This is a genomic window from Marivita sp., from assembly GCF_020055675.1.
Lineage (GTDB): Bacteria > Pseudomonadota > Alphaproteobacteria > Rhodobacterales > Rhodobacteraceae > Marivita.
In genome coordinates, this window is the sequence record NZ_JAIPUS010000001.1 from 218,212 (window position 1) to 241,088 (window position 22,877).

Here is a 22,877-nt window from a genome sequence, read left to right on the forward strand (position 1 = left end):
ATGCCGAACCCGAAAACGGGCGGCCTTGAGGTAGAGCGGTGTAGTTATGAATGCGATTAATTTCGTTGTCCGTACAGGTGCGGGCGCAGTCGAGCGTGGCGTTGTTGGAGCAGACGATCAGGGCTATTTGATCGAAGCCGGTGGCGGACGCGACGTTTCCCTGAACATCCACAGATCGGATCTCCGCAGCTATGATCGCGCGGGCAATGACCTGCAGATCACGCTTGCAGATGGCCGGGTCATCATTCTTGAAAATTATTTTGACGGCGCCGACAGTCGGTTGTTCCTGAGCACCGATGGTGTGCTGAGCGAGGTTGCCTTCGCCCAGGGTGACGGTAGTGCGCTGTTTGCGGAATACGGCGATGTTGCGGCCTGGGGCAAGTGGAGCCCGGATGACGCGCTCATCTTCCATGATCGTGCAGATATCGCGGCGGCGGACATGGTCGCGGCGGAGCCTGAAGGCGGCGGCGTTTCCATGCTCGGCGCTGGGCTTCTGGCTGGCAGCGGCATTCTGCCATGGCTGGGCGCCGGTGCGGCGGCGGCAACAGGCGCGGCGATCCTCGGCGGCGGTGGCAGCGGTGGTGACAACGGCGGCAATGATGGCAACGGCCTTGTCGGCTCGGGTGGCGAAAGCGGTGATCCGGATGCGCCCACGGTTGACGATGGCGACTACCGGATCGGCGGCGACGATCTGACCGACGAGGACCGGAATGTTCTTGTGAGCGGCACCGCGAACGAGGGTGACACGGTTGTTGTTGTCATCGGAGACAAGACGCAGACCACCACAACAGGTTCAAGCGGCACATGGGACGTGAGCTTCAACGGTCCGGATTTCCCCTCCGATGGTGACTACACCACGCAAGTGACCGTGACAGGCGAAGACGGCGACACCGAGCTGGCGGGTCCGGAGGTCGCGATCGACACAACTCCGCCCGCGGTGGAGATCACCGGAGGGACGACATCCACCGGCGATCTGATCACCGATGGCATGTTCGAAGCCGGCGCAACCGTGACAGGGACAACCGAGATCGGTGCATCCGTTGTCGTCATCGCGGGCGGTGTGAGCCATGTCGCCGAGGTGGACGGGCAGGGCAACTGGACCGTGACACTTGAAAGCAGCGCTTTCGAGCGCGGCGAATATATCGAGGATATCCAGGTTGTTGCGACCGACGACTTCAATAACTCGACCGCGATTTCTGACGGTATCCAGATCGACACCGAAGCGGCTGTGACGGTCAACACCGCGAGCATCGAAACGGATGGCATCATCAATGATGTCGAACGGAGCGACGGTGTCGAAGTCACCGGAACAACCGATCCGGGATCGACCGTGGTCGTCGAGATGAACGGCTACACCCGGAATGCCACTGTCGATGATCTGGGCAACTGGACCGTGACCTTTGCCGCAGCGGAAATACCGTTGGGTGAGCAGGACCTTGCGATCAACGCCTCCGCGACCGACGAAGTTGGCAACGTCAGTACGGCCTCCGGAGAGGTGCGTCTCGACACATTCGTGCGGAACTTTGACATCACCAGCGAGGCGGGTGGTGCAGACGGCGTCGTGAACGCGCAAGAGGCCGAGCAAGGCATGACGGTCACCGGCACGACGGAGCCCGGAGGCAGCGTGACCGTCGGTATCGGTGGTGCATCGCACGAAGCCAGTGTCGATGCGAATGGCAACTGGACGGTGACGTTTTCGCCGAGCGAGCTTCCCTCGGGCGAGCAAACGGCAACCCTGACGGCAAGCTCGACCGATCCGGCGGGGAATACGGCGGTGGAGACCCGCGATGTGGTCTTCGACACCGATGCCGGCATCCTGACGATCAGCCCCGAGCCGGTCGAAACAGACGATGTGATCAACCACGAAGAGGCCTCTGATGGCGTGATGATCACCGGTACGTCGACCCCGAACCAGATGGTGGATGTATCGCTTGGTGGTGTGACCAAGACTGTCCAGACAGACACGTTTGGCGTCTGGCGTGCGAATTACAACGCCGGCGAGGTGCAGCCCGGCGAATACGAGGCGCAGATCACCGCCTATACCGTGGATGCAGCCGGCAACGAGCTGACGCGCACCGACAGCGTTATGGTCGACACCTTCGTGCGCAATTTCGAGGTCAGTGCGACCCCGGTCACCGATGACAATGTGGTCAACGCGTCCGAGCACGGCCGAGGCGTGACGCTGAGCGGGACGACAGAACCGGGCGCCACGGTTTCGGTGATGATCGAAGGCGTTGCACGCGTCGCGAATGTTGACGCTGCGGGAAACTGGACGGCGACATTCTCGGCCAGCGATTTGCCGGAAGGCACATATGCGACCACGGCGCAGATCAGCACCGAGGACGCGGCAGGCAACACGGCAACGACGTCCAAGACATTCAACGTGGACACCGAAGTTGTGCCCTTGACCTCGACCAGCCAGCCGGGCGGTGCTGATGGCGTGGTGGGTGAAGCCGAAAGCAATGATGGCTTTACCCTGACCGGTCAGGTCGAACAGGGATCTGGCGTTGTTGTCACCATCGGCACTCAGCAGATGACCGCACAGGTCAGCGCCGGCGGCGCATGGTCGGTGGCGGTGCCCTCCAGTGCGATCCCGATGGTCGACGGCGAAAACGTGTCGATCCAGATCGACGCAACCGACAGTGCGGGCAACACCAAGTCCATCACGGAAACCATGGTGGTGGACAACGTGGCACCGGACGCGCCTGACATGACCGCGATCACACGCGGCGAAGGCCAGGACGTTCAGTCGATCCATTTGGTCGCGTCCGACGACGACATTGCCATCGAACGCGTTGGCAACTCGACGCCGCAGGATGTTGGTTTCAACGAGCAGACATTTGCCGGGGAAACCACCTATAACTTCCCAAATACGGTTCCCGATGGGTCGCATCTGGTTGTCACGGCGACGGACAGCGCGGGCAACAGCTCGGGCACCTATGTTGTGATCAACGACTCGGAATCCCAACAGGATGTCAGCCTGGCCGGGAACGTCGGTGGCCGCGAGATCGATACGATCGATCTCGAATTCACGGATATGGCCGACCTGGTGATCACCGAGGAGCAAATCGTCGCTCTGACGGGTGAAGAGAACACGATCAAGGTGTTGGGCAACCATGACGAAGCGGTTCGGATCGACGGGGCGACGCGGAGCGGAACCCATTCCGAGGATGGCCAAAACTACAATGTCTACGATCTGGGGGACGCGACCGTCCTGATCGATGACGACATCGACAACGTGACAATCTAGGGAAGGCGATCGTTTTGTTCGGGCCGTTGCGTGACGGCCCGAGCCCCAAGACACAAGAATGCCAAAGGCAGGGGCTCATTCGGTATGAGGTACAATAGAGGAGCCATCGCTGGAGCGGTTCTTGCGAGTTTGGCTCTTTCGGGGTGTATGCAGGACTTGGGCAGGGAGACCGTTTCTAGGGTCTTTCAAGCCCAGCCGGCGTCAGATGCAGACGACATCGGCGAAACCAAGACATCCAAAGCCACTCCCAGATCGACCGAGGACATCTCCCCGATCATCGCAGAGCTTTCCGCGCGCAAAACTGTGCTGATCGATGGATCGCCCTATTCCAGGGTCGCCGAAGGTGTCCTGGCCGCCGATGCGCGCGTGGCAGAGGCGGAATTGCAGGTCGCCCGCTTGCGTGCCGAGGCTGCGTCGAAGAACTGGTGGCCGACCATTTCGCCGCGCGTGTCCCTGACATCGCTTGGCGATATCGTGGCGGATATTGTGATCAACCAGGTGCTGTTCGACAACGGTCGCAAGAAAGCGGAGCGCGATTTGGCCAAGGCCGATGTCGAACTGGCCGCGGTTGCCCTGTCCGAGAGCAGCAATGACCGCGTCCACGAGGGGTTGACGCTGTACCTGACGGCCGAAGAAGGCCGCGCGGCAGCAGACCTTTATGGACAGGCGCTAGAGGATATGACCCGTTTCGAGTGGGTCATGAAACAGCGCGTGGCCGGCGGGATATCGGAACATTCCGACCTGAATGTCCTGAAACAGAAGCTGGCGGATCTCCGGGCGCGCGACACCGCAGCCCGAGAGAAGATCAGCCGGGCGACGGCCGAACTTGACGCGATGTCTGACGTCACGCTTGACGGTCAGCGGGGGCTGCACGGGATGGGAACGGCAGGCTCTGAAACCGCGCTCGATGTGCTGCGCGCGAAAGCCGAACGCGACCGTCAGATCGCCGAGGCCAGGATCGCGCGTGCCGGGCACCTGCCGGGCCTGTCAGCCGGCGGAGGCCTGCGCAACGGCGGTGAAAACATCTCGCTCGACGTGAGCACCGAGCAGATGCTTGGCATTGGCACGGGAGCCTCGCTTCGGGCGATCGAGGCAACGAAGACGACAGCGGACCGCAAGGTGACAGAGGCGCGCGATATCGCACGCCGGGCCATCGAGGCGGACCGCCGGGACCTTGCCGCACTTCGGCGACAGGCTGCCGAGGCCGCAGATCTGACAGCTCAGGCCAAGACCAATCTGGACCTGTTTCAGCGCCAATACGATGCAGGCACGCGTCAGGTGATGGACGTGGTCGGCGTATATGAAACATTCCTGCGGGCCCTCGAAAAAGAACTCAGCCTGAAGTTCGAGGCCGCCCGCGCCGAGCTGGACGCCGCCAAGCGTCTTGGCCTTCTTGCGGATGGAGCACGGATTTGAGCAGCGTCAATGACATCACCCTTTTGACCGGGCGGGCCAAGAACGCGGTCCTGCGCATGGTGCCACAGGGCACGGAACCCGCGAACCAGCCGAAGCGTCCGCTGCGACAGTCCGAGCGCGTTCAGGCGCGATGCGATCTGATCCGCACCTATGCGGGTCGGTTGGGGCTGACGACCGTGGCCGCCGATATCAAGGAAGCGATCGGTCTGCACCAGGACGAGGACGGGCGGGTGGGCGAAGACGCCCTTGTTGCCGGCGCAAAGGCTGCCGGGCTTCTGGCGAAGGGTCTGCATGTGCCGCGCCCGACGCCCGACCACTGGCCAGCCATCGCGCTGATGTCCAACGGACAGGCGGTTCTGGTCCTGTCGCAGGACAAGATGACCCTGTCGATCTGGGACAATACCGCCAAGGACAAGACCGAGCGCGTCGATATCGCGGAATTCGCGCCATTCTTCAGCGGCGTTCTGATCCGGGGCGAGGCGCCGGTTCAGGCACTGGTCGACAGCCACGCCACTGCCGAGGACGGGTCGCATTGGTTCTGGGGCAGTTTTGCCAACTACAAGCGTCAGTTCGGCGAGGTGGCGGTCGGGTCTTTCGTGGCCAATCTATTGGCCGTTTCGGTCGCGCTGTTTTCCCTGCAAGTCTATGATCGGGTGATTCCGCATCAATCCTCGGCCACGCTCTGGGTGCTGGCAATCGGCGCGGCCATGGCGCTGATGCTCGAAGCGTTTCTCAAGGTGGCGCGCTCCACGCTTTTGGACGGGGCCGGGCGGCAGATCGAAACTGGGGTGCAGCAGACGTTGCTGAACCGGCTCTTGGGAATGCGATCCGACATGGCGGGCCGGTCGTCGTCGCAACTTTTTGCCTCGATGCGCGAATTCAGCTCGGTGCGGGAATTCTTCACGGCCGGAACGGTGGGCGCGCTCGCGGATATCCCATTCATCCTGCTGTTTCTTCTGCTTGTCTGGTCCATCGCGGGCAGCGTGGTCTGGGTGCTTGTGGCAGGGGCCATCCTGATGGTGGTGCCGGGTTTCTTCCTGCAAAAGAAGATGATCCGCATCACCCGCGAAATGCAGGGCGCATCGACCAAACAATCGCGGCTTTTGAATGAAACGGTGACCGAACTCGACACGATCAAGACCCAGCGGGCTGAGGATCGGTTTGCCCGCCAATGGGAAGAGCTTACCGCGGTGCAGGCGTTGAAATCGTCTGAACAACGCCGCCTGGCCGCCGCGCTGACCTTCTGGAGCCAGGGCGTCCAGCAGGCCACCTATGTCGCCGCGGTGATCGCGGGCACCTATCTTGTCTTCGCGGGCGAGTTCTCCGTCGGCTCGATCATTGCGGTCGGTATCCTGACCTCGCGGACCCTGTCACCGCTGACACAGCTGTCGGGCATCATGGCGCGCTGGGGCAACGTCAAGGCCGCGCTTGACGCGCTGGACGGAATTGCCGAATTGCCGCAGGATCGCGGCACCGAGCGCAGCTATCTGCGGCGTGAAAACCTCAGTGGCAAGTTCGAGCTGCGCGAGGTGACCTTTCGCTATGACGACGAAAGTCCGGCCGTTCTCGATATTCCGAACCTCCTGATCCAACCCGGCCAGACCCTGGCCGTGCTGGGCACCAACGGGTCCGGCAAATCAACCCTGCTCAAGATGCTGTCCGGACTTTACGCGCCCAGCTCCGGGTCCATCCTGGTTGACGGGACCGACATGAACCAGATCGACATGCGCGATCTGCGCCGGTCCCTGGGATACCTGGGCCAGGACGTTCGGCTGTTCCACGGCACGCTGCGCGACAACCTGAACCTCAACATGATGGAGCGGGACGACGACCGCCTGTTCGAGGCACTGGATTTCGCCGGGCTGGGGCCGTTCATCAAGGGCCATCCACAGGGGCTCGACCTTCAGATCCGCGATTCCGGCGAAGGTTTGTCTGTTGGGCAGCGCCAGTCGATCGGCTGGGCGCGGCTGTGGCTCCAGGACCCCGATGTGTGCCTTCTGGACGAGCCGACCGCCGCGCTGGACCAGACCCTCGAAAAGACGCTGATCTCGCGGCTTGAAACCTGGCTGGCTGACCGCACCGCGATTGTCGCAACCCACCGCGTTCCGATCCTGGCGCTGGCGGACAGGACCAGTGTTCTGGCCTCCGGTCGGCTTGTCGTGGACGGTCCGCGTGACCAGGTGCTGGATCACCTGCGCGCCGGCGGGCAGGGAGCATAAGTCATGGCTGTCAGCACCACTGACCTGTCATCGCAGTTGGGCCGCCGGCTGCGCGGCCCGTCGATGGTCATCTGGCTGTCGGGGGCTGCGGTCTGGGTGTTCCTGATCTGGGCCGCCTATGCGTGGATCGACGAGATCGTGCGCGCGGAGGGTGAGTTCATTTCCAATTCGCGTCCGCAGATCATCCAGAACCTCGAAGGCGGCATTCTGTCCGAGCTTTTGGTCAAGGAGGGCGATGAGGTGATGCGCGGCGATGTGCTCGCGCGGCTGTATGGAACGCAGTTCCGGTCCTCGGTCGATGACCTTGAAGATCAAATTATCGGCCTGGAAATCCGGAGACGTCGAATCGAGGCGGAAATGGAAGGGCGGGTGCAGTTCGATGTGTCCGAAGAATTGCGCAATCGCAGCCCGGAAATGGTCGCCTCGGAGCAGGCATTGCTGGCCGCGCGGCAACTGGATTACGAGTCCCGCCGGGACGGCGCGCGCAGGGTTCTGGACCAGGCAAGGCAGGAAAAAGAGCTTATGGAAAACCTTCTGGACAAGAAGGTTGTCGCTCTGATCGAGGTGACACGCGCCCGCAAGGCCCATGCGGATGCGCAAATCAAACTGGACGAGATCATCACCCGGACCGAACTCGAGCGCGCCAAGGAGTATTCCGAAACCCTCAAGGAACTGGCGACCCTGCGCACGAACCTGCGCGCCTCGCAGGACCAACTGGACCGCACGGTCCTGACGAGCCCGATGCACGGCGTGGTGAACCAGCTGAACGTGACCACCATTGGCGGTGTTGTCCGCCCGGGAGAGGAGATTCTCCAGATCATCCCGCTGGGTGAGGAGATGTACGTCGAGGCCAAGGTCGCGCCGGAGAACATCGCGAATATCCGCCCCGGACAGGAGGCCACGATCAAGCTTTCGGCCTATGATTTCACGATCTATGGGGCGCTCAAGGGCCGGGTCGATGTCATTTCCGCGGATACGTTCAAGGATGAACGCCGCCCCGACGCGCCGGCGCATTACAAGGTGACAGTGCGCGTCGACAAGACCTCTCTCACGGACCGGCAGCGCGATATCGAAATCCGGCCTGGCATGCAGGCGACGGTGGAATTGCACACCGGAGAAAAGACCGTGCTGCAATACCTGCTCAAACCCCTCTACAAATCCCGCGAGGCCATGCGAGAGCCGTAGCGTCCGGTTCCCGATGCCATGCCGGGCGGGGGACCGCCCGCCATGACAGGTCTTGCGCCGCAGCCCTGGCGGGCTTTGGGCGCAGCGCCCATGCGCCGGTGACGCCCTGTCCAGGCGTTGCGCAAACGGCCATCGATGCCTTGGCATATTTTGAAAGAGAAGAAGCAGGGGCCGGGTCCACCCCGGCCTGCGCCACCCTGGCGCGCGCCGCTCTTGGTCAGACGCAGGCGGGGCTTCTCCTCTTGCGGTCATCGGCATGCCTGCCTGTACCGCCGGACCCGTATGGACCGTTAAGGTTAATCGCCCGTTAAGGCAGAAGTACACCGGTCCCGCGTCGTCTTGTTCCGGATATGCAAAAGCATCCGAAGGGATGCCTGCCGCGGCGGTCCCGATCAGGTGTCGGTGTCCATCCAGATGGTCACGGGCCCGTCATTTACCAGCCCGACCTGCATGTCTGCCCCGAACTGACCGCGTTCCACTGACAGGCCCAAGGCGGCCAGCCTGTCGGCGAAATACGTGTAAAGCCGGTTCCCCTCGGCCGGTGCCGCCGCGGCAGAGAAGCCGGGTCGGTTACCGCGCGAAGTATCGGCGGCGAGGGTGAATTGGCTGACGACAAGGGCTGCGCCGCCGACATCCGCGACCGAGCGGTTCATCCGGCCCTCGCCGTCCTTGAAAATGCGCAGCTTGGCGATCTTCGCGCTGAGCGTGTCGGCCTCGGCTTCGGTGTCGTCTTGCATGGCGCAAACCAGCACCAGCAGCCCGTGGTCGATATGGCCCAGCACAGACCCATCCACGGTGACGGAAGCCTCGGAGACGCGTTGGATCAGGGCGCGCATGTCAGGCTGCGAGGCCCTTGCTGCCGATATCAAGGAATTTGCGCCGGCGCTCCGAGATCAGCTTTTTCGGTTTCATGCCCGACATCTCTTTGAGCATCGCGCGCAGCGCCTTGCCGACGGAGTTGATCGTCTCTTCACGTCCGCGATGCGCGCCGCCCAGGGGTTCCGCAATGACCTTGTCGGCCACACCGAGTTTCAGCAAGTCCTGCGCGGTGAGGCGCAAGGCCTCGGCCGCCTCGCGCATTTTCTCGGCGTCTTTCCAGAGGATCGATGCGCAGCCTTCGGGCGAGATGACCGAGTAGACCGAGTGTTCCAGGATCGCGACCCGGTTCGCGGTGGCAAAAGCCACGGCGCCGCCTGATCCGCCTTCGCCGATCACGATGGACACCACTGGCACCCCGATCCGCAGGCATTTCTCGGTCGAGCGGGCGATCGCCTCGGATTGTCCGCGTTCCTCGGCGCCTTTGCCGGGATACGCGCCGGGTGTGTCGATCAGCGTGATCACGGGCAGCCGAAAGCGTTCCGCGAGATCCATCAGGCGCACGGCCTTGCGGTACCCCTCGGGACGGGCCATGCCGAAATTGTGTTTCAGGCGGCTTTCGGTATCGTGCCCCTTTTCGTGACCGATCACCATGACGGGACGGTCGTCAAACCTGGCAAGACCGCCCATTACCGCGTCGTCATCGGCAAAGTTCCGATCTCCGGCGAGCGGCATGTACCCGGTGAAGAGCGCGTCGATGTAGTCCTTGCAATGCGGCCGCTCGGGGTGGCGGGCGATCTGGCATTTGCGCCAGGGCGTGAGCTTTTTGTAGAGGTCCTTGAGAAGGGCATCGGCCTTGGCATCGAGCGCGCGGGCCTCGTCCTCGATATCCATTTCGGCATTCTTGCGGGCCATCGCGCGCAATTCCTCGGCCTTGCCTTCAATCTCGGCCAGCGGTTTTTCGAAGTCGAAATAATTGGTCATTGTCAGTATGTCCCTGATGCCCGCGAGTGGGGGCGTATATGGCGGTGCGGAACGCGATTTGCAATCCGGTCCCGGTCATGTCCAAAGCACGGGAAACAGGCTGGCCACCAGAAGCCCGGCCATCGTCCAGTTGAAAACACGCAGTCGCTTGGGGCGGTCTAGGAGGCGGCGCAGCTGTTGGCCCAGGATGGTCCAGCTGGTGGTCGAGATGCAGCCCATGGCAACATAGGTCCCCGAGACCCAGAGGATCGCCGCCAGATCGCGCCCGGCCGCGTAAAGCGTGATCGCGCCGAGCGCCATCGACCAGGCCTTGGGGTTGACCCATTGAAACGCGGCCGCCTGAAGAAAGGATAGCGGTTTGCGCCCAGCCTGAGGCGCGCCATCAGGCGGGGCGGCGTGTGCGATGTGCCACGCAAGGTAAAGCAGGTAGGCGACCGACAGGATCTTGAGGACCGTGTAGGACAGCGGCCAAAAGTCGAAGACCTGCATGATCCCGAGCCCCACGGGTACGATCATCATCGGAAAGCCCAGCCCGACCCCCAGCATGTGGGGAATCGTGCGGCGGAAGCCGAAATTGGCGCCTGAGGTCATCAACATCAGGTTATTGGGCCCCGGCGTGATCACGGTGACGAGCGCGAAGCCGGCAAGGGCGAAGAAAAGATCGAGTGTCATGCTGTGCAATATGTGTCGGGCCGACGGTTTTCGGGTCGTTATGATCGTGATGGCCGCGGGATTTCGGACGGGGGCCGGGCTGTCGCGACTGGCGATGGCCACGGTGCGCGGACCGTAAACGCTATTCTGCCAAGTTCAAGGCCAAGGTTACACTTGACCCACCTTGTGAAACGCGGGCTGTGAAACGCGGGTGGCGGCCGAGCCGGCCACGACATGGGCCGGCCATCCGACGCAGATCGGCACTTGCCAGTAAACGCCGATCAGGAATGTGGCGCGGGCGTCGGGCGTAAAGGTCGGGGAGGCGACGCCGAACCCGACGGGTCCCGAGACATGCGCGCTTGGGACGCGAGGGCGCCGGGATGTGTCCACGTGGTTCTCTACGAAATTCACTCAATGTAGGAGCGTCGCCCTGTTTTGCATCAACAGATTGTGGACTGTCACGGTTTCAAGCTATGTTAATGTTCTGCCGTCAAAAAGGGAATCGTTGTCATGTCTCGTTTTACCGCTCCGATTGCTGAACAGATCTGGGATATGAAATACCGGCTGAAAGAGGCGGACGGAACGCCTCGGGATGCGACGGTTCAGGATACCTGGCGGCGGATCGCGCGCAGCCTGGCAGAGGTCGAGGCCCAACCGCAGGTCTGGGAAGAGAAGTTCTACACGGCGCTGGAGGATTTCAGATACCTGCCGGCGGGGCGGATCACGGCCGGCGCGGGCACGGCGCGGTCGGTGACGTTGTTCAACTGCTTCGTCATGGGCACGATCCCCGACAGCATGGGCGGCATCTTCGAGATGCTGAAAGAGGCTGCGCTGACGATGCAGCAGGGCGGCGGCATCGGCTATGATTTCAGCACGATCCGGCCCAAGGGTGCGGATGTGAAAGGCGTGGCGGCAGACGCCTCTGGCCCGCTGTCCTTCATGGATGTGTGGGACGCGATGTGCCGGACGATCATGTCGGCAGGATCACGCCGGGGGGCGATGATGGCGACGATGCGTTGCGACCACCCGGATATCGAGGATTTCATCGGCGCCAAATCCGATGCCGCGCGGCTGCGCATGTTCAACCTGTCGGTTCTGGTGACGGATGATTTCATGGAGGCGGTCAAGGCGGACGGTGATTGGGACCTCGTCTTCGAGGACAAGGTCTATCGCACCGTGCAGGCGCGCGACCTGTGGAACCGGATCATGCGCGCCACCTATGATTATGCCGAACCCGGTGTGATTTTCATTGACCGGATCAACCAGGCGAACAACCTGAACTATTGCGAGACCATCGCGGCGACGAACCCTTGCGGCGAACAGCCCTTGCCGCCCTATGGTGCGTGCCTTCTGGGCTCGATCAACATGGCGCGGCTGGTGACCGATCCGTTCGAGGAGGCGGCGGCGCTGGATGTTACGGCGCTGAACGATCTGGTCGCGACGGCGGTGCGGATGATGGACAACGTGGTCGACGCCTCGCGCTTTCCGCTCGAGGCGCAGCGCGCGGAAGCACAGGCGAAACGCCGGATCGGTCTGGGCGTCACGGGGCTGGCCGATGCGCTCTTGATGCTGGGCCTGCGCTATGGCTCCGACGCGGCGGCGGCACAGACCGAGGCGTGGCTACACGCGATTGCGCGTGCGGCGTATCTCGCATCGGTGGAACTGGCCAAGGAAAAAGGCGCGTTTCCGCTCTTTGATGCCGACAAGTACCTGGCCTCCGGCACCATGCAGATGATGGATGATGACGTGCGCGACGCGATCCGCGAACATGGCATCCGCAACGCGTTGCTCACGTCGATAGCACCCACGGGAACGATCTCGCTCTACGCCGGCAACGTGTCCTCGGGGATCGAGCCTGTTTTCGCCTATGCCTACACCCGCAAGGTCCTGCAGAAGGATGGCAGCCGGACCGAGGAAGAGGTGGTCGATTACGTGGTCCAGATGTGGCGCGAGAAATTCGGCGACCGTGACTTGCCCGAGTATTTCGTGAACGCCCAGACGCTCGCCCCGCTGGAGCACGTCAAGATGCAGTCAGCGGCGCAGAAATGGGTGGACAGTTCGATCTCCAAGACGATCAACTGCCCCGAGGACATCTCGTTCGAGGCCTTCAAGGACGTCTACATGCAGGCCTACGAGACCGGCTGCAAAGGCTGCACCACCTATCGCCCTAACGATGTGACGGGGTCGGTGCTGAGCGTGGCGGAGGAAACGCCCGACTCGTTCGGTGCGAGAGTGAAATCACGTCTCAAGGCGAAGGGGCTGACCCAAAAGGCATTTGCCGCCGCGATTGATGTTGCTGAACCGGTCGTCTCGAAGGTTGTGGAAGGCGATCAAAAATCACTTCCAAATATCGAGAAGGCAGCAGAAGTTCTTGGAGTTTCAACCGGTTATCTACAATTCGGCGAATCCCAATCGTCCGGCGAAGCCGGGCAGCCCCCGACCGCCCCCATGGGCGGGGGCTTCCCCCCCGCCCGCGGTCAGGGTCTGCCCGACGAGGAGGGCGGGACGCAATTCGCAGGCGAAGTTGTCTACATGTCCGAGCCGCTCGACCGGCCGCAGACGCTGGAAGGGGCGACCTACAAGCTCAAGTGGCCCGACAGCGAGCATGCCATATACCTGACGATCAACGACATCATCGTCGGCGGGCATCGCAGACCCTTCGAGGTGTTCATCAACTCCAAGAACATGGAGCATTTCGCCTGGACCGTGGCCCTGACGCGCATGATCTCTGCCGTGTTCCGGCGCGGCGGCGACGTGTCCTTCGTGGTCGAGGAACTCAAGGCGGTCTTCGATCCGCGTGGCGGCGCCTGGGTGCAGGGAAAGTACATCCCGTCGATCCTGGCTGCCATCGGTGGCGTGATCGAGAAACATTTGATCGCGATCGGCTTTCTTGCCGGTGAGGGTCTGGGCCTGAAATCCGACCCGCAAGCCGAGGTCGTGAACCTGGATAGCCCGCGTGGCAAGGCCTGTTCCTCTTGCGGGCAATACGACATGCGCATGGTCGAAGGCTGCATGACCTGCGGATCTTGCGGCTACAGCAAATGCGGCTGAGACGTCTGCAGTGACAAGGGCCTAATGGGACCGCGTCATTGACATGCACCAGATGTATTCACGCTGGCCTGCCGGGTCGAAGCACCAAGCGTATTGATTGCCCCATGGGAGATGCGGCACACCGCCCAGCATATTTTGAACGGGTGTCAACCAATGTGCCCCCTTGGCATTGTCCGATGTCCCGCTTATACGCCCTGTTTGATCCCGAACATCCGGAGGCCCATGATGCAGGGCAGTGCCAATCTCAACATCATGATCAAGGCCGCGCGCAAGGCCGGCCGGTCGCTCAACAAGGATTTCCGCGAGGTTGAAAATCTTCAGACCTCTGCCGCCAATGCGACAGAGTTCGCGAAGCGGGCGGAAAGCGGCGCGGCCAAGCTGCTGCATGACGATCTGGCAGGGGCGCGTGGCACCTATGGCTATGTCGATGCGAACAGCGAGGCCGAGGGTGAAGACCCGACGCGCCGCTGGTTGGTCAACGCGCTGCAGGGGACCACGAATTTCCTGCATGGCCAGCCGCATTTCGCAGTGACCATCGCGCTTGAGCACAAGGGGCAAATCGCGTCTGCGGTCGTGTTTGATCCGGCTAAGGACGAGATGTTCTATGCCGAAAAGGGCTCGGGTGCCTGGCTCAATGACAACAAGCGCCTGCGCGCATCGAGCCGGACCAAGCTGGTCGAAGCCGTGCTTGGCCACGCCATGCCGTATGGTGTGAAGCGCACGTTGCCGGCGACGCTCAAGGAGCTTGCTCGGGTGATGCCCGAATGTTCTGGCCTGCGCAGTTCCGGCTCCACGGCTCTTGATCTGGCCTATGTCGCGGCGGGTCGAATCGACGGCCATTGGCAACGCGAGGCAAAGCTGGTCGATCTGGCTGCCGGACTGCTGATCGCGGCAGAGGCCGGCGCGCTTGTCGAAGGGGTGCGGGCCGGGCAGAAACCGCTGGAGGACCGGACTGTCCTGTGCGCCAACAACCAGATTTTCCCGGCCCTGGCCAAGGTTATCCGCAGCACGGGGTAACAGGTTTGCCCTCGCTGGCCCTGTATCGTGAACTTGCTACATGAAACCGGGATTCGCCTGAGACTTCGCCGCCTTTGCATGATGGGCCGTGATCGTGCTTGACACGTATGATATCTGCGGCTGCCATACCCATGCGGTCGCAGGGGCTTTGATATGCAAGTATTCGCGCTATCGGTCGGTCAAGGTATTCTTGCCATTTCCCCCATACCGGGGGCGGATGGCGACTATGCGGGTGATGTGCAACACCTGATCGAGTGGACGCCCGCGATCGTGGTCTCGTTGGTTAGCGAAGAAGAGCTTGCCGCTGCCGGGGCGACGGGGCTGTGGCGCGACCTCATGGGCGCCGGATCGCGGTGGGAGCATTTGCCGGTTCACGATTTCGGTGTGCCGGATGCGAGCTTTGACGCGGCTTGGCCGGATCTGTCCGCCGCCGCGCGGCGCGCGCTGATGGGGGGTGGGCGCATTCTTGTGCATTGCCGGGGCGGGTGCGGTCGATCCGGGATGATTGCGCTGCGCCTGATGATCGAAATCGGCGAGGCCGCGGATGACGCTCTGGCCCGGTTACGCGCCGTCAGGCCTTGCGCTGTCGAGACCCCGCAACAGTTGCGCTGGGCGACCGCAGGCAGGCGCGATCCCGCCATTTTTGTCCGCCACAGTGGGTAAGGGAATAAGTGAGAGGTTGGACAACGACCCAAGCGTGGCTCGTTACGGCTGCTTCCTTCCGGACCTGACCGGGTTGGCGAGGTGCTCGCCCGCGCCAACCTCTCGATACCCGATCTAGGGAATCCCGGGCCGGATTGCAAGGCGGTCGATCATGGAATTCCCACGCGGCGCATTGTTCTTTCCTCCGCCGCATGGCATCGCGGCGCCCGACAGTGGAGGACAAGATGCGCAACGCGGAATTCGTGACTTTTGGCGGCTCGGCGCTCGATCGGGCGGCGGAGATGCGCGGGGACATCCCCGCCATGGCCGCCGCGATACAGGATCCCGGCAGCCGGACCGTCGTCTTGTGGCGCGGCAAGCCATTGCTGGCAGAGGATGCGGCGGGGCGGGGTGTGGCGCGTCTGCCGTTGACCCACCCGATCCTTCGCGACGCGGTGCATGAGCCGATTCTGTTGGGGCGCGAAGATGGGGCTGCGCGCTTTGCGCATGATATTTCCGGATGGGTTCCCGAGGATGACATCCGCGATGTCGGGGCGTTCATTGACACGAGCGAACAGCGCCATCCGGCCCTGCCACGCGATCATGGTTTTGCTGAGCTGCGAAGCGTGATGACGCTGCTGAACGCGCGCGATGCGGAATTGGCAGCGACGGCCAAAGCGATTCTCGGCTGGCACGACACGCACGGGTTCTGTGCCCGCTGCGGCGCGCCAAGCGACATGACCCAATCCGGCTGGCAGCGGGTCTGCCGTGCCTGCGGCGGACGCCATTTCCCGCGCACCGACCCGGTTGTCATCATGTTGATCACCAAGGGAAACAAGGTGCTTCTGGGGCGGTCGCCGGGATGGCCGGAGGGCATGTATTCCTGCCTCGCCGGGTTTGTCGAGCCGGGAGAGACGATCGAAGCGGCGGTCCGGCGCGAAGTGTGGGAAGAGTCCGGCGTGCGTGTTGGCGACGTTCAGTATCTTTCCAGCCAACCCTGGCCGTTTCCCGCATCTCTGATGTTCGGCTGTCACGGAATCGCGCTGAGTGACGAGATCGAGATCGACCCGGTTGAAATCGAGGATGCTCTTTGGGTCAGTCGAGAGGACGTAATGGACTCGCTCGCTGGACGGCACGCCGGGCTGCTGCCTGCGAGAAAAGGCGCGATTGCGCATTTCTTGCTCCGCAACTGGCTTGCCGATACCCTGGACTGAAGTAAGTGTCAGTAAAATCGGATCACAAAAGGACATCAGGATGCAGGTTACAGCAACTGAAGATGTTGCAGCACCGATCGATCACGTGTTCTCGGAATTGACGGATTTTGAAACCTTCGAGCGGCGGGCGCTGCGTCGAGGTATCGATGTGCGTCGGACTTTTCGGGCAGGCTTTCCGGAGATCGGCGATGGCTGGGAAGCAAAGTTCCGGTTTCGCGGCAAGGAACGCACGGCCAGGATCGCACTAGAGCAACTGGACCCGCCACAGGCCATGCAGTTCAGCGGTGCATGCGGTGGGTTGGAGACGGTGACACAGATCGAACTGTTGCCGCTGTCCCTGAACCGGACACGCGTGACCCTGTTGTTCAAGATGCATCCCAACACCTTGTCGGCCCGGCTTCTGGTGCAGACGTTCAAGCTGGCCCGGTCGAATATCAACAAGAAACTCAAGGCGCGCATGTCGGACTATGCGCGCGCCATCGAAAGCAAGGTCCCGAAATCCGCATGACATTTCTTAGCAGGTTCGCCGTCTTCGCCGTTGCCGCATTGCCGACAACCGCGACCGCCCATGAGTTCTGGATCGAGCCCGGAGCGTATCAGGTAGAGACGGGCGCGACGATGGTGGCGCATCTGCGGGTAGGCGAAAACTTCGGCGGTATAGAGCAATCTTATCTGCCACGCAATTTCGAACGGTTTGACCGGCGCTGCGGGGACATGCAGTCCGAGGTGCCCGGGCGCGCCGGGGATCGCCCTGCCATGTCGATGGAGGCGCCCGGGGATGGCTTGTGCGTGATCATTCACCAGACCCGTGACTATTCCCTGACGTACCGCGAGTGGCAGAAATTCGTGAATTTCGTCGAGCACAAGGATTTCGAAGCTGTGCTGGACGAACATCTGTCCCGCGGCTTGCCAAGGGACGGATTCCGCGAGAGGTACAGCCGCTTTGCCAAGAGCCTGATCGCGGTTGGCGATGGGGCCGGTGCGGATATCGAAGCCGGGATGCGGACCGAGATCGTCGCCGAGGCCAACCCCTATACCGATCCGCTTGATGATGGCTTTCCTGTACGGGTGCTTTTCAACGGCGAGCCGCGCGCCGATGCGCAGGTCGAACTTTTTGCCAAGTCAGCGGACGGTGCGGTCGAGATCACCTTGCATCGCACCGACATGGATGGACGGGTGAATTTGCCGGTGCGCCCCGGCATGTCTTATCTGGCGGATGCCGTGCTGCTGCTGCCCTTGTCGCCCCAGACCGACACGGCGCCGGTCTGGGAAAGTCTCTGGGCATCTCTTACCTTTGCGGTGCCAGAGTAAGGGTCCGAACCCTAGTTCGTGTGCCAGTCGAAAAAGCCCGGGCCGGCCCGTTCCAGCAGCGTGCGCGCCAGAGAGGTTCCCAGGGCAGCACCGTCGGCGATGGGACCGCTGATCTCATCGGCGTGGGCGATGGAGCCATCCGGGCGCAGGACTTCGCCACGCAGGTGGAGCGTATCGCCGTGGAGTTCCGCGAGGCCGGCAATCGGGGTCTCGCAAGAGCCATCGAGTTTTGCAAGGTAGGCGCGCTCGGCCGCCAGGCGCTGGCCGGTTACGGTGTCGTGGATCGCTGACAGCATCTCGGCTGTGCGGTCGTCGTTGATCCGCCGTTCGATTCCGATTGCCCCCTGGGCAACGGCGGGAAGCATATCATCCGGTGTGATCGCGGTTTTCGGCACGTCCTCCATGCCGAGGCGGTTCAGCCCGGCCATTGCGAGGAAAGTGCAGGACGCAACGCCGTCATCCAGCTTCTTGAGCCGCGTTTGCAGATTGCCGCGGAATTCGACCACGTTCAGGTCGGGCCGCCGGTTGAGCAATTGCGCCCGGCGCCGCAGCGACGAGGTGCCGACAATCGCCGCTTCGGGCAGTTGGGCGATGCTGCCGTATTCGGGAGAGATGAATGCGTCCCGCACATCTTCGCGCGGCAGGTAAGTATCGAGAACCAGACCGTCGGGTTGCAGCACCGGCATGTCCTTCATCGAGTGCACGGCGATGTCGATTTCGCCCGATAGCATCGCGTCTTCGATCTCGCGCGTGAAGAGCCCTTTGCCACCGATCTCTTTCAACGGGCGATCGATGATCCGGTCGCCGGTTGTCTTGATCGCGACGACGGAAAAAGCCTCGAACGGCAGATCGAACGCCTTGGCCAGGCGGTCGCGGGTTTCGTTGGCCTGTGCCAGCGCCAGCGGGGAGCCGCGTGTGCCGATCTTCAGGGGCGTTTCGGGGGTGGGCAAATCAATCGTCATGCGTCTTTCTTTAGGCATGTAAACTTGTCCTGACAACCATGCGCGTCTTGACATATTGCCGCCAAGAGACGATCCGAAGGCAAAAGACGAGGACAGACCCAATGAGCCAGACCAAAACCATCCTGCGCGCGCTTGCGGGCGAAACCCTTCCCACCCCGCCGATCTGGATGATGCGTCAAGCCGGGCGCTACCTGCCGGAATACAAGGCAACCCGTGCCCAGGCCGGGGATTTCCTGTCTTTGTGCTACACTCCGGACCTGGCGGCCGAGGTTACGTTGCAACCGATCCGTCGGTATGGATTCGACGGCGCGATCCTGTTTGCCGACATCCTGCTGCTGCCGCAGGCGCTGGGTGCGGACCTTTGGTTCGTGACCGGCGAGGGTCCGCGCCTGTCCACGATCACCACGCAGGCCGAGTTCGACAAGCTGGGTCGCGGCGAGATGATCCATGACACGCTCAACCCGATCTACGAGACAATACGCATCCTGCGGCGCGAATTGCCCGAAGAAACGACGCTGATCGGGTTTGCCGGGGCGCCGTGGACCGTGGCCACCTACATGATCGCCGGACGCGGCACGCCGGATCAGGGTCCGGCCCATGCGTTGAAATATGAAAACCGTGCACTGTTCGAGGCCCTCATCGAACGTTTGACCGAAGGGACGATCGATTACCTTTCGGCTCAGATTGATGCCGGCGCCGAAGTGGTCAAGATCTTCGACAGTTGGGCCGGATCGCTCCAGGGCGAGGATTTTCACCGCTATGCGCTCTATCCCGCCAAGGTCATCACCGAGGAATTGAAGCGCCGCCACCCGGGAATTCCGGTGATCGCGTTCCCGCGGCAGGCCGGCGACAATTATATCGGGTTCCACGCTTCGACAGGTGCCGATTGCGTTGCTGTGGATGACAGCGTTAGCCCGGAATGGGTGGGCGAGCACGTGCAGCCCAACGGTTGTGTGCAGGGCAACCTCAAATCCTCACACATGGTGACAGGTGGGCAGGACTTGGTTGACGAGACGCGGCGGATTGTCGAGGCCCTCAAGAACGGGCCGCACATCTTCAACCTTGGCCACGGGATCACGCCGGATGCGGACCCCGAGAACGTGCAGTTGATGATCGACACGGTGCGCGGCCAGTAGCCTCGCGGGGCCGGCGGGTTCGTCCTTGCAGACAAAACATCCCCGGATGGCCTGTGATCCGGGGATTGCCCGACTTCACCCCCAGTTGTGCCGTCGGCAAATCCAATGTCCGGCGGCCTGCGCGCATCTTTGAAGATACCCTGGGTCAGTGCTGTGGCTGTCGATTGCCAGTGCCTAGCGCTTGGTGGGCAAATGCCGTTTTCCGGGGGCCGATTTGTTTCTCTGACGTTCCCTGAGGAACACGAACAAGCCGGCTCCGAGGATCAACGCGCAGCCGGTCCAGGTCGCCGATGTTGGCCATTCCGCAAAGATCAGCCAGCCCCAGAAAATCGCCAGCGGCAGGCCGATGTATTCGAACGGCGCGATGCTGGCCGACGGCGCCATGCGGTAGGCGGCTGTGATGGAATAGGCGACGATCCCGTTGCAGATACCCGTCCCGATAAAGAGCGGCCAATCGGAGGTCGTGGGCCAAGCCCAGGCGCGCAGCAGGAAATGCAGGCTGGGCATGACCGGACCCGGATCGGCCTGACCGTTGCCCACGAACAGGTAGAACAGGCTGGCCACCAGCAGGAACATCAGCTGGTTGTAGATGGTGAGTGCCGCGGCCGAGCTTTTGACGCCAAGTGCGCGGGTCATCACCACCATGGAGGCATAAAGTGCCGCCGCGACCACGGGCAGGGCAAATATCCAGGATGAACCGTAATCTGATCCCTCGGACCAGGGTTCCTGCATGACGATCACGCCAATAAAGCCAACGATGATCGCGCCAAAGCGCAGCGGGCCGACCTTTTCGCCCAGAAAGGCAAATGAAAACAGCGTGATGAACAGCGGTCCGACAAAAAAGAGTGCCGTTGTCAGGCCCAGCGGCAACACCGCAAGAGAGGCAAAGAAGGTCATGTTCGCGCCCACGAGCGTCAACCCGCGCAGCGCATGTATGAATGGCCGGTCCGTACGCAACAGCGAAAAGCCGCCCTCGCGGTGCAGCATCACGAAAGACAAGGTGATCCCGATCACCGTGCGGGTGAACACGATCTGGTGCAGCGGATAGCCGCCAGATAACGTCTTGATCAGAAGGTCATTGATCGAGATCGCGAAAACGCCAAGGCAAACCAGCGCGATTCCGCGCGCTGTCTCTGTGTCATCACTGGACCCCATGGGTCTGCTTTATACCTGCAGGCCCGGCGCGTCAGCTACAAAAGCGACATGCACAGCGCTTGCGGTCTGACGCGCTGCTTTCTTGATTGCGCCTGTGCGCGGCTGGGCTAGGTAGGAGACTGTTTGACAATGAAGGAAATCACCATGCCACCGATGGTCGAGATCACGGATGTGCGCAAATCTTACGGCGACGGGTTCGAGGCATTGAAAGGCGTCTCGCTCGACATTCTGGATGGCGAAATCCTTGCGCTGCTGGGGCCGAACGGGGCTGGCAAGACGACACTGATCTCGGCGATCTGCGGGCTGACCCAACCGACCTCGGGAACCGTGTCCGTTGGTGGGCACGATGTTGTCACTGAATACCGCGGCGCGCGTGCGCTGGTCGGTTTGGTGCCGCAGGAGATCAACCTCGAGCCGTTCGAGCGCGTGATGAACACGGTGCGGTTTTCGCGTGGGCTGTTCGGCAAGCCCAGGAATGACGCGATGTTGGAGAAGATCCTGCGTCAACTGTCGCTCTGGGACAAGCGGGACAGCCGGATCATGGAGCTATCGGGTGGAATGAAACGGCGCGTTCTCATTGCCAAGGCATTGGCTCACGAGCCGCAGGTCCTGTTTCTGGATGAGCCGACCGCCGGCGTCGATGTCGAGCTGCGCCGCGACATGTGGGAGATCGTGGCCCAGCTCCAGAATGACGGTGTGACGATCATCCTGACGACCCACTATATCGAAGAAGCCGAGGCGATTGCCGATCGCATCGCGGTGATCAACAAAGGCGACATCCTTTTGGTTGAAGAAAAATCGGCATTGATGACACGGCTTGGCCAGAAAGAACTCCGGATCGAGTTGCAGGAGCCGATCGACAGGGTGCCGGACATTTTGGCGGCATGGAACATGCGGCTGGAACAGGACGGTCTGGTGCTGGTCTACAGCTATGATACCACGCAGGACCGCACCGGGATCGCAACCCTGATCCGCGAGATCAGCGATGCGGGGCTGATATTACGCGACTTGCAGACCCGGCAAAATTCGCTCGAGGACATTTTCGTCGGGCTGGTCGCCGAACAGGAGGACGCGGCATGAACCTGCAGGCTGTGCGTGCGATCTACGTGTTCGAGATGTCGCGGTTTTTCCGCACCTTGCTGCAAAGCTTCGTGTCGCCGGTGATCTCGACCTCGCTCTATTTCGTGGTGTTCGGCGCCGCCATCGGCAGCCGGATCGAACAGGTCGAAGGCGTGTCGTATGGCGCGTTCATCGTGCCGGGGCTGATCATGCTGTCGGTGATGACGCAGGCGATTTCGAACGCCAGTTTCGGCATCTATTTCCCGAAATTCATCGGCACGATCTACGAGCTTTTGTCGGCCCCGATCAACTTTCTTGAAATCGTGATGGGCTATGTCGGGGCCGCCGCGACGAAGGCGCTGTTCATCGGGGTGGTGATCCTGGGCACCTCGGCGATGTTCGTGGACCTGACGATCCAGCATCCCTTTGCGATGCTGGCCTTCATGGTGCTGACCTGCCTGAGCTTTGCCCTCTTCGGGTTCATAATCGGCATCTGGGCGCAGAATTTCGAACAGCTTCAGTTGATTCCACTCCTGATCATCACGCCGCTCGTGTTTCTTGGCGGGTCCTTCTACTCGATCTCGATGCTGCCGCCTGTTTGGCAGACGATCTCGTTTTTCAACCCGGTGGTTTACCTCGTTTCCGGGTTCCGGTGGTCGTTTTTCGGGCTTGCGGACGTGCCGATCGGGCTGTCTTTGCTGGCGATTGCGGGCTTCACGGCGATGTGCCTGGGGATCATCTGGTTGATCTTCAAAACCGGCTGGCGCATCCGACAGTAAGGCGTCCCATGGCTGGGACGCTGTGCCGGA

Annotated in this window: 19 protein-coding genes and 1 other RNA gene; 13 read left to right on the top strand and 7 right to left on the bottom strand. The window is 62.0% G+C overall.

The genetic code is table 11. From position 1 onward, the window contains the following. The first annotated feature begins 46 nt into the window (after positions 1-46). The 4 genes from LCF59_RS01030 to LCF59_RS01045 all read left to right on the top strand — a co-directional run bounded on the left by LCF59_RS01030 (position 47) and on the right by LCF59_RS01045 (position 8,070). Positions 47-3,250, top strand: a complete 3,204-nt coding sequence (locus tag LCF59_RS01030; protein ID WP_292284732.1) for an Ig-like domain-containing protein — start codon at positions 47-49, stop codon at positions 3,248-3,250. Between the two features lie 84 nt (positions 3,251-3,334). After that, positions 3,335-4,666, top strand: coding sequence for a TolC family protein (locus LCF59_RS01035; protein WP_292284733.1), 1,332 nt, complete (start codon positions 3,335-3,337; stop codon positions 4,664-4,666). Positions 4,667-4,722: 56 nt separating this feature from the next. Then, positions 4,723-6,885 carry a type I secretion system permease/ATPase gene (locus tag LCF59_RS01040; protein WP_292285014.1) on the top strand — a complete coding sequence of 721 codons (2,163 nt, stop codon included), beginning with the start codon at positions 4,723-4,725 and terminating at the stop codon, positions 6,883-6,885. Positions 6,886-6,888: 3 nt separating this feature from the next. After that, on the top strand, positions 6,889-8,070 hold the full coding sequence (locus LCF59_RS01045) for an HlyD family type I secretion periplasmic adaptor subunit (protein ID WP_292284734.1): 1,182 nt from the start codon (positions 6,889-6,891) through the stop codon (positions 8,068-8,070). Between the two features lie 392 nt (positions 8,071-8,462). On the opposite strand, the gene dtd is transcribed toward LCF59_RS01045, so the two are convergent. The 4 genes from dtd to LCF59_RS01065 form a co-directional block, all read right to left on the bottom strand. Next, on the bottom strand, positions 8,463-8,906 hold the full coding sequence (gene dtd / locus LCF59_RS01050; protein ID WP_292284735.1) for a D-aminoacyl-tRNA deacylase: 444 nt from the start codon (positions 8,904-8,906) through the stop codon (positions 8,463-8,465). Position 8,907: 1 nt separating this feature from the next. After that, entirely contained in the window at positions 8,908-9,870 is a 963-nt protein-coding gene (locus LCF59_RS01055; protein ID WP_292284736.1) for an acetyl-CoA carboxylase carboxyltransferase subunit alpha, read from the bottom strand. A 75-nt stretch (positions 9,871-9,945) separates the two neighbouring features. Next, positions 9,946-10,542: a LysE family translocator gene (locus tag LCF59_RS01060; protein WP_292284737.1), complete on the bottom strand. Its 597-nt coding sequence runs from the start codon at positions 10,540-10,542 to the stop codon at positions 9,946-9,948. A 147-nt stretch (positions 10,543-10,689) separates the two neighbouring features. Beyond that, positions 10,690-10,911 (bottom strand): hypothetical protein, encoded by a 222-nt coding sequence (locus LCF59_RS01065; protein ID WP_292284738.1) that lies wholly within the window; start codon positions 10,909-10,911, stop codon positions 10,690-10,692. Positions 10,912-11,031: 120 nt separating this feature from the next. Here LCF59_RS01065 and LCF59_RS01070 point away from each other — a divergent pair, with 120 nt between their 5' ends. From LCF59_RS01070 to LCF59_RS01080, 3 genes are all read left to right on the top strand, one after another. Further along, positions 11,032-13,572 carry an adenosylcobalamin-dependent ribonucleoside-diphosphate reductase gene (locus LCF59_RS01070; protein ID WP_292284739.1) on the top strand — a complete coding sequence of 847 codons (2,541 nt, stop codon included), beginning with the start codon at positions 11,032-11,034 and terminating at the stop codon, positions 13,570-13,572. Between the two features lie 225 nt (positions 13,573-13,797). After that, positions 13,798-14,589 carry an inositol monophosphatase family protein gene (locus LCF59_RS01075; protein WP_292285015.1) on the top strand — a complete coding sequence of 264 codons (792 nt, stop codon included), beginning with the start codon at positions 13,798-13,800 and terminating at the stop codon, positions 14,587-14,589. 153 nt (positions 14,590-14,742) lie between these two features. Next, the gene (locus LCF59_RS01080; RefSeq protein ID WP_292284740.1) at positions 14,743-15,252 is read left to right on the top strand and encodes a protein-tyrosine phosphatase family protein; all 510 of its coding nucleotides are present in this window, start codon (positions 14,743-14,745) and stop codon (positions 15,250-15,252) included. A gap of 6 nt (positions 15,253-15,258) precedes the next feature. Here LCF59_RS01080 and ffs read toward each other — a convergent pair. Then, an RNA gene (gene ffs / locus LCF59_RS01085) (signal recognition particle sRNA small type) lies at positions 15,259-15,357 on the bottom strand. Between the two features lie 119 nt (positions 15,358-15,476). Here ffs and nudC point away from each other — a divergent pair. The 3 genes from nudC to LCF59_RS01100 are packed head-to-tail and all read left to right on the top strand — an operon-like array spanning position 15,477 to position 17,756. Next, the gene (gene nudC, locus LCF59_RS01090; RefSeq protein WP_292284741.1) at positions 15,477-16,445 is read left to right on the top strand and encodes an NAD(+) diphosphatase; all 969 of its coding nucleotides are present in this window, start codon (positions 15,477-15,479) and stop codon (positions 16,443-16,445) included. A gap of 40 nt (positions 16,446-16,485) precedes the next feature. Further along, on the top strand, positions 16,486-16,953 hold the full coding sequence (locus LCF59_RS01095; protein WP_292284742.1) for an SRPBCC family protein: 468 nt from the start codon (positions 16,486-16,488) through the stop codon (positions 16,951-16,953). Next, entirely contained in the window at positions 16,950-17,756 is an 807-nt protein-coding gene (locus LCF59_RS01100) for a DUF4198 domain-containing protein (protein ID WP_292284743.1), read from the top strand. Before LCF59_RS01095 ends, LCF59_RS01100 begins: the two co-directional genes overlap by 4 nt. A gap of 11 nt (positions 17,757-17,767) precedes the next feature. Here LCF59_RS01100 and hemC read toward each other — a convergent pair whose 3' ends face one another. Then, complete coding sequence (gene hemC, locus LCF59_RS01105; protein ID WP_292284744.1) at positions 17,768-18,718, bottom strand: hydroxymethylbilane synthase; 951 nt, start codon at positions 18,716-18,718, stop codon at positions 17,768-17,770. A gap of 101 nt (positions 18,719-18,819) precedes the next feature. On the opposite strand from hemC, the gene hemE reads away from it, so the two are divergent. Further along, positions 18,820-19,854 (top strand): uroporphyrinogen decarboxylase, encoded by a 1,035-nt coding sequence (hemE, locus tag LCF59_RS01110; RefSeq protein ID WP_292284745.1) that lies wholly within the window; start codon positions 18,820-18,822, stop codon positions 19,852-19,854. A gap of 174 nt (positions 19,855-20,028) precedes the next feature. Here hemE and LCF59_RS01115 read toward each other — a convergent pair whose 3' ends face one another. Next, complete coding sequence (locus LCF59_RS01115; RefSeq protein ID WP_292284746.1) at positions 20,029-21,009, bottom strand: DMT family transporter; 981 nt, start codon at positions 21,007-21,009, stop codon at positions 20,029-20,031. A 144-nt stretch (positions 21,010-21,153) separates the two neighbouring features. On the opposite strand from LCF59_RS01115, the gene LCF59_RS01120 reads away from it, so the two are divergent. Both LCF59_RS01120 and LCF59_RS01125 read left to right on the top strand, forming a co-directional pair. Beyond that, positions 21,154-22,089: an ABC transporter ATP-binding protein gene (locus LCF59_RS01120; protein ID WP_292285017.1), complete on the top strand. Its 936-nt coding sequence runs from the start codon at positions 21,154-21,156 to the stop codon at positions 22,087-22,089. Then, on the top strand, positions 22,086-22,847 hold the full coding sequence (locus LCF59_RS01125) for an ABC transporter permease (protein WP_292284748.1): 762 nt from the start codon (positions 22,086-22,088) through the stop codon (positions 22,845-22,847). The genes LCF59_RS01120 and LCF59_RS01125 overlap by 4 nt, the downstream gene beginning before the upstream one ends. Positions 22,848-22,877: the final 30 nt, after the last annotated feature.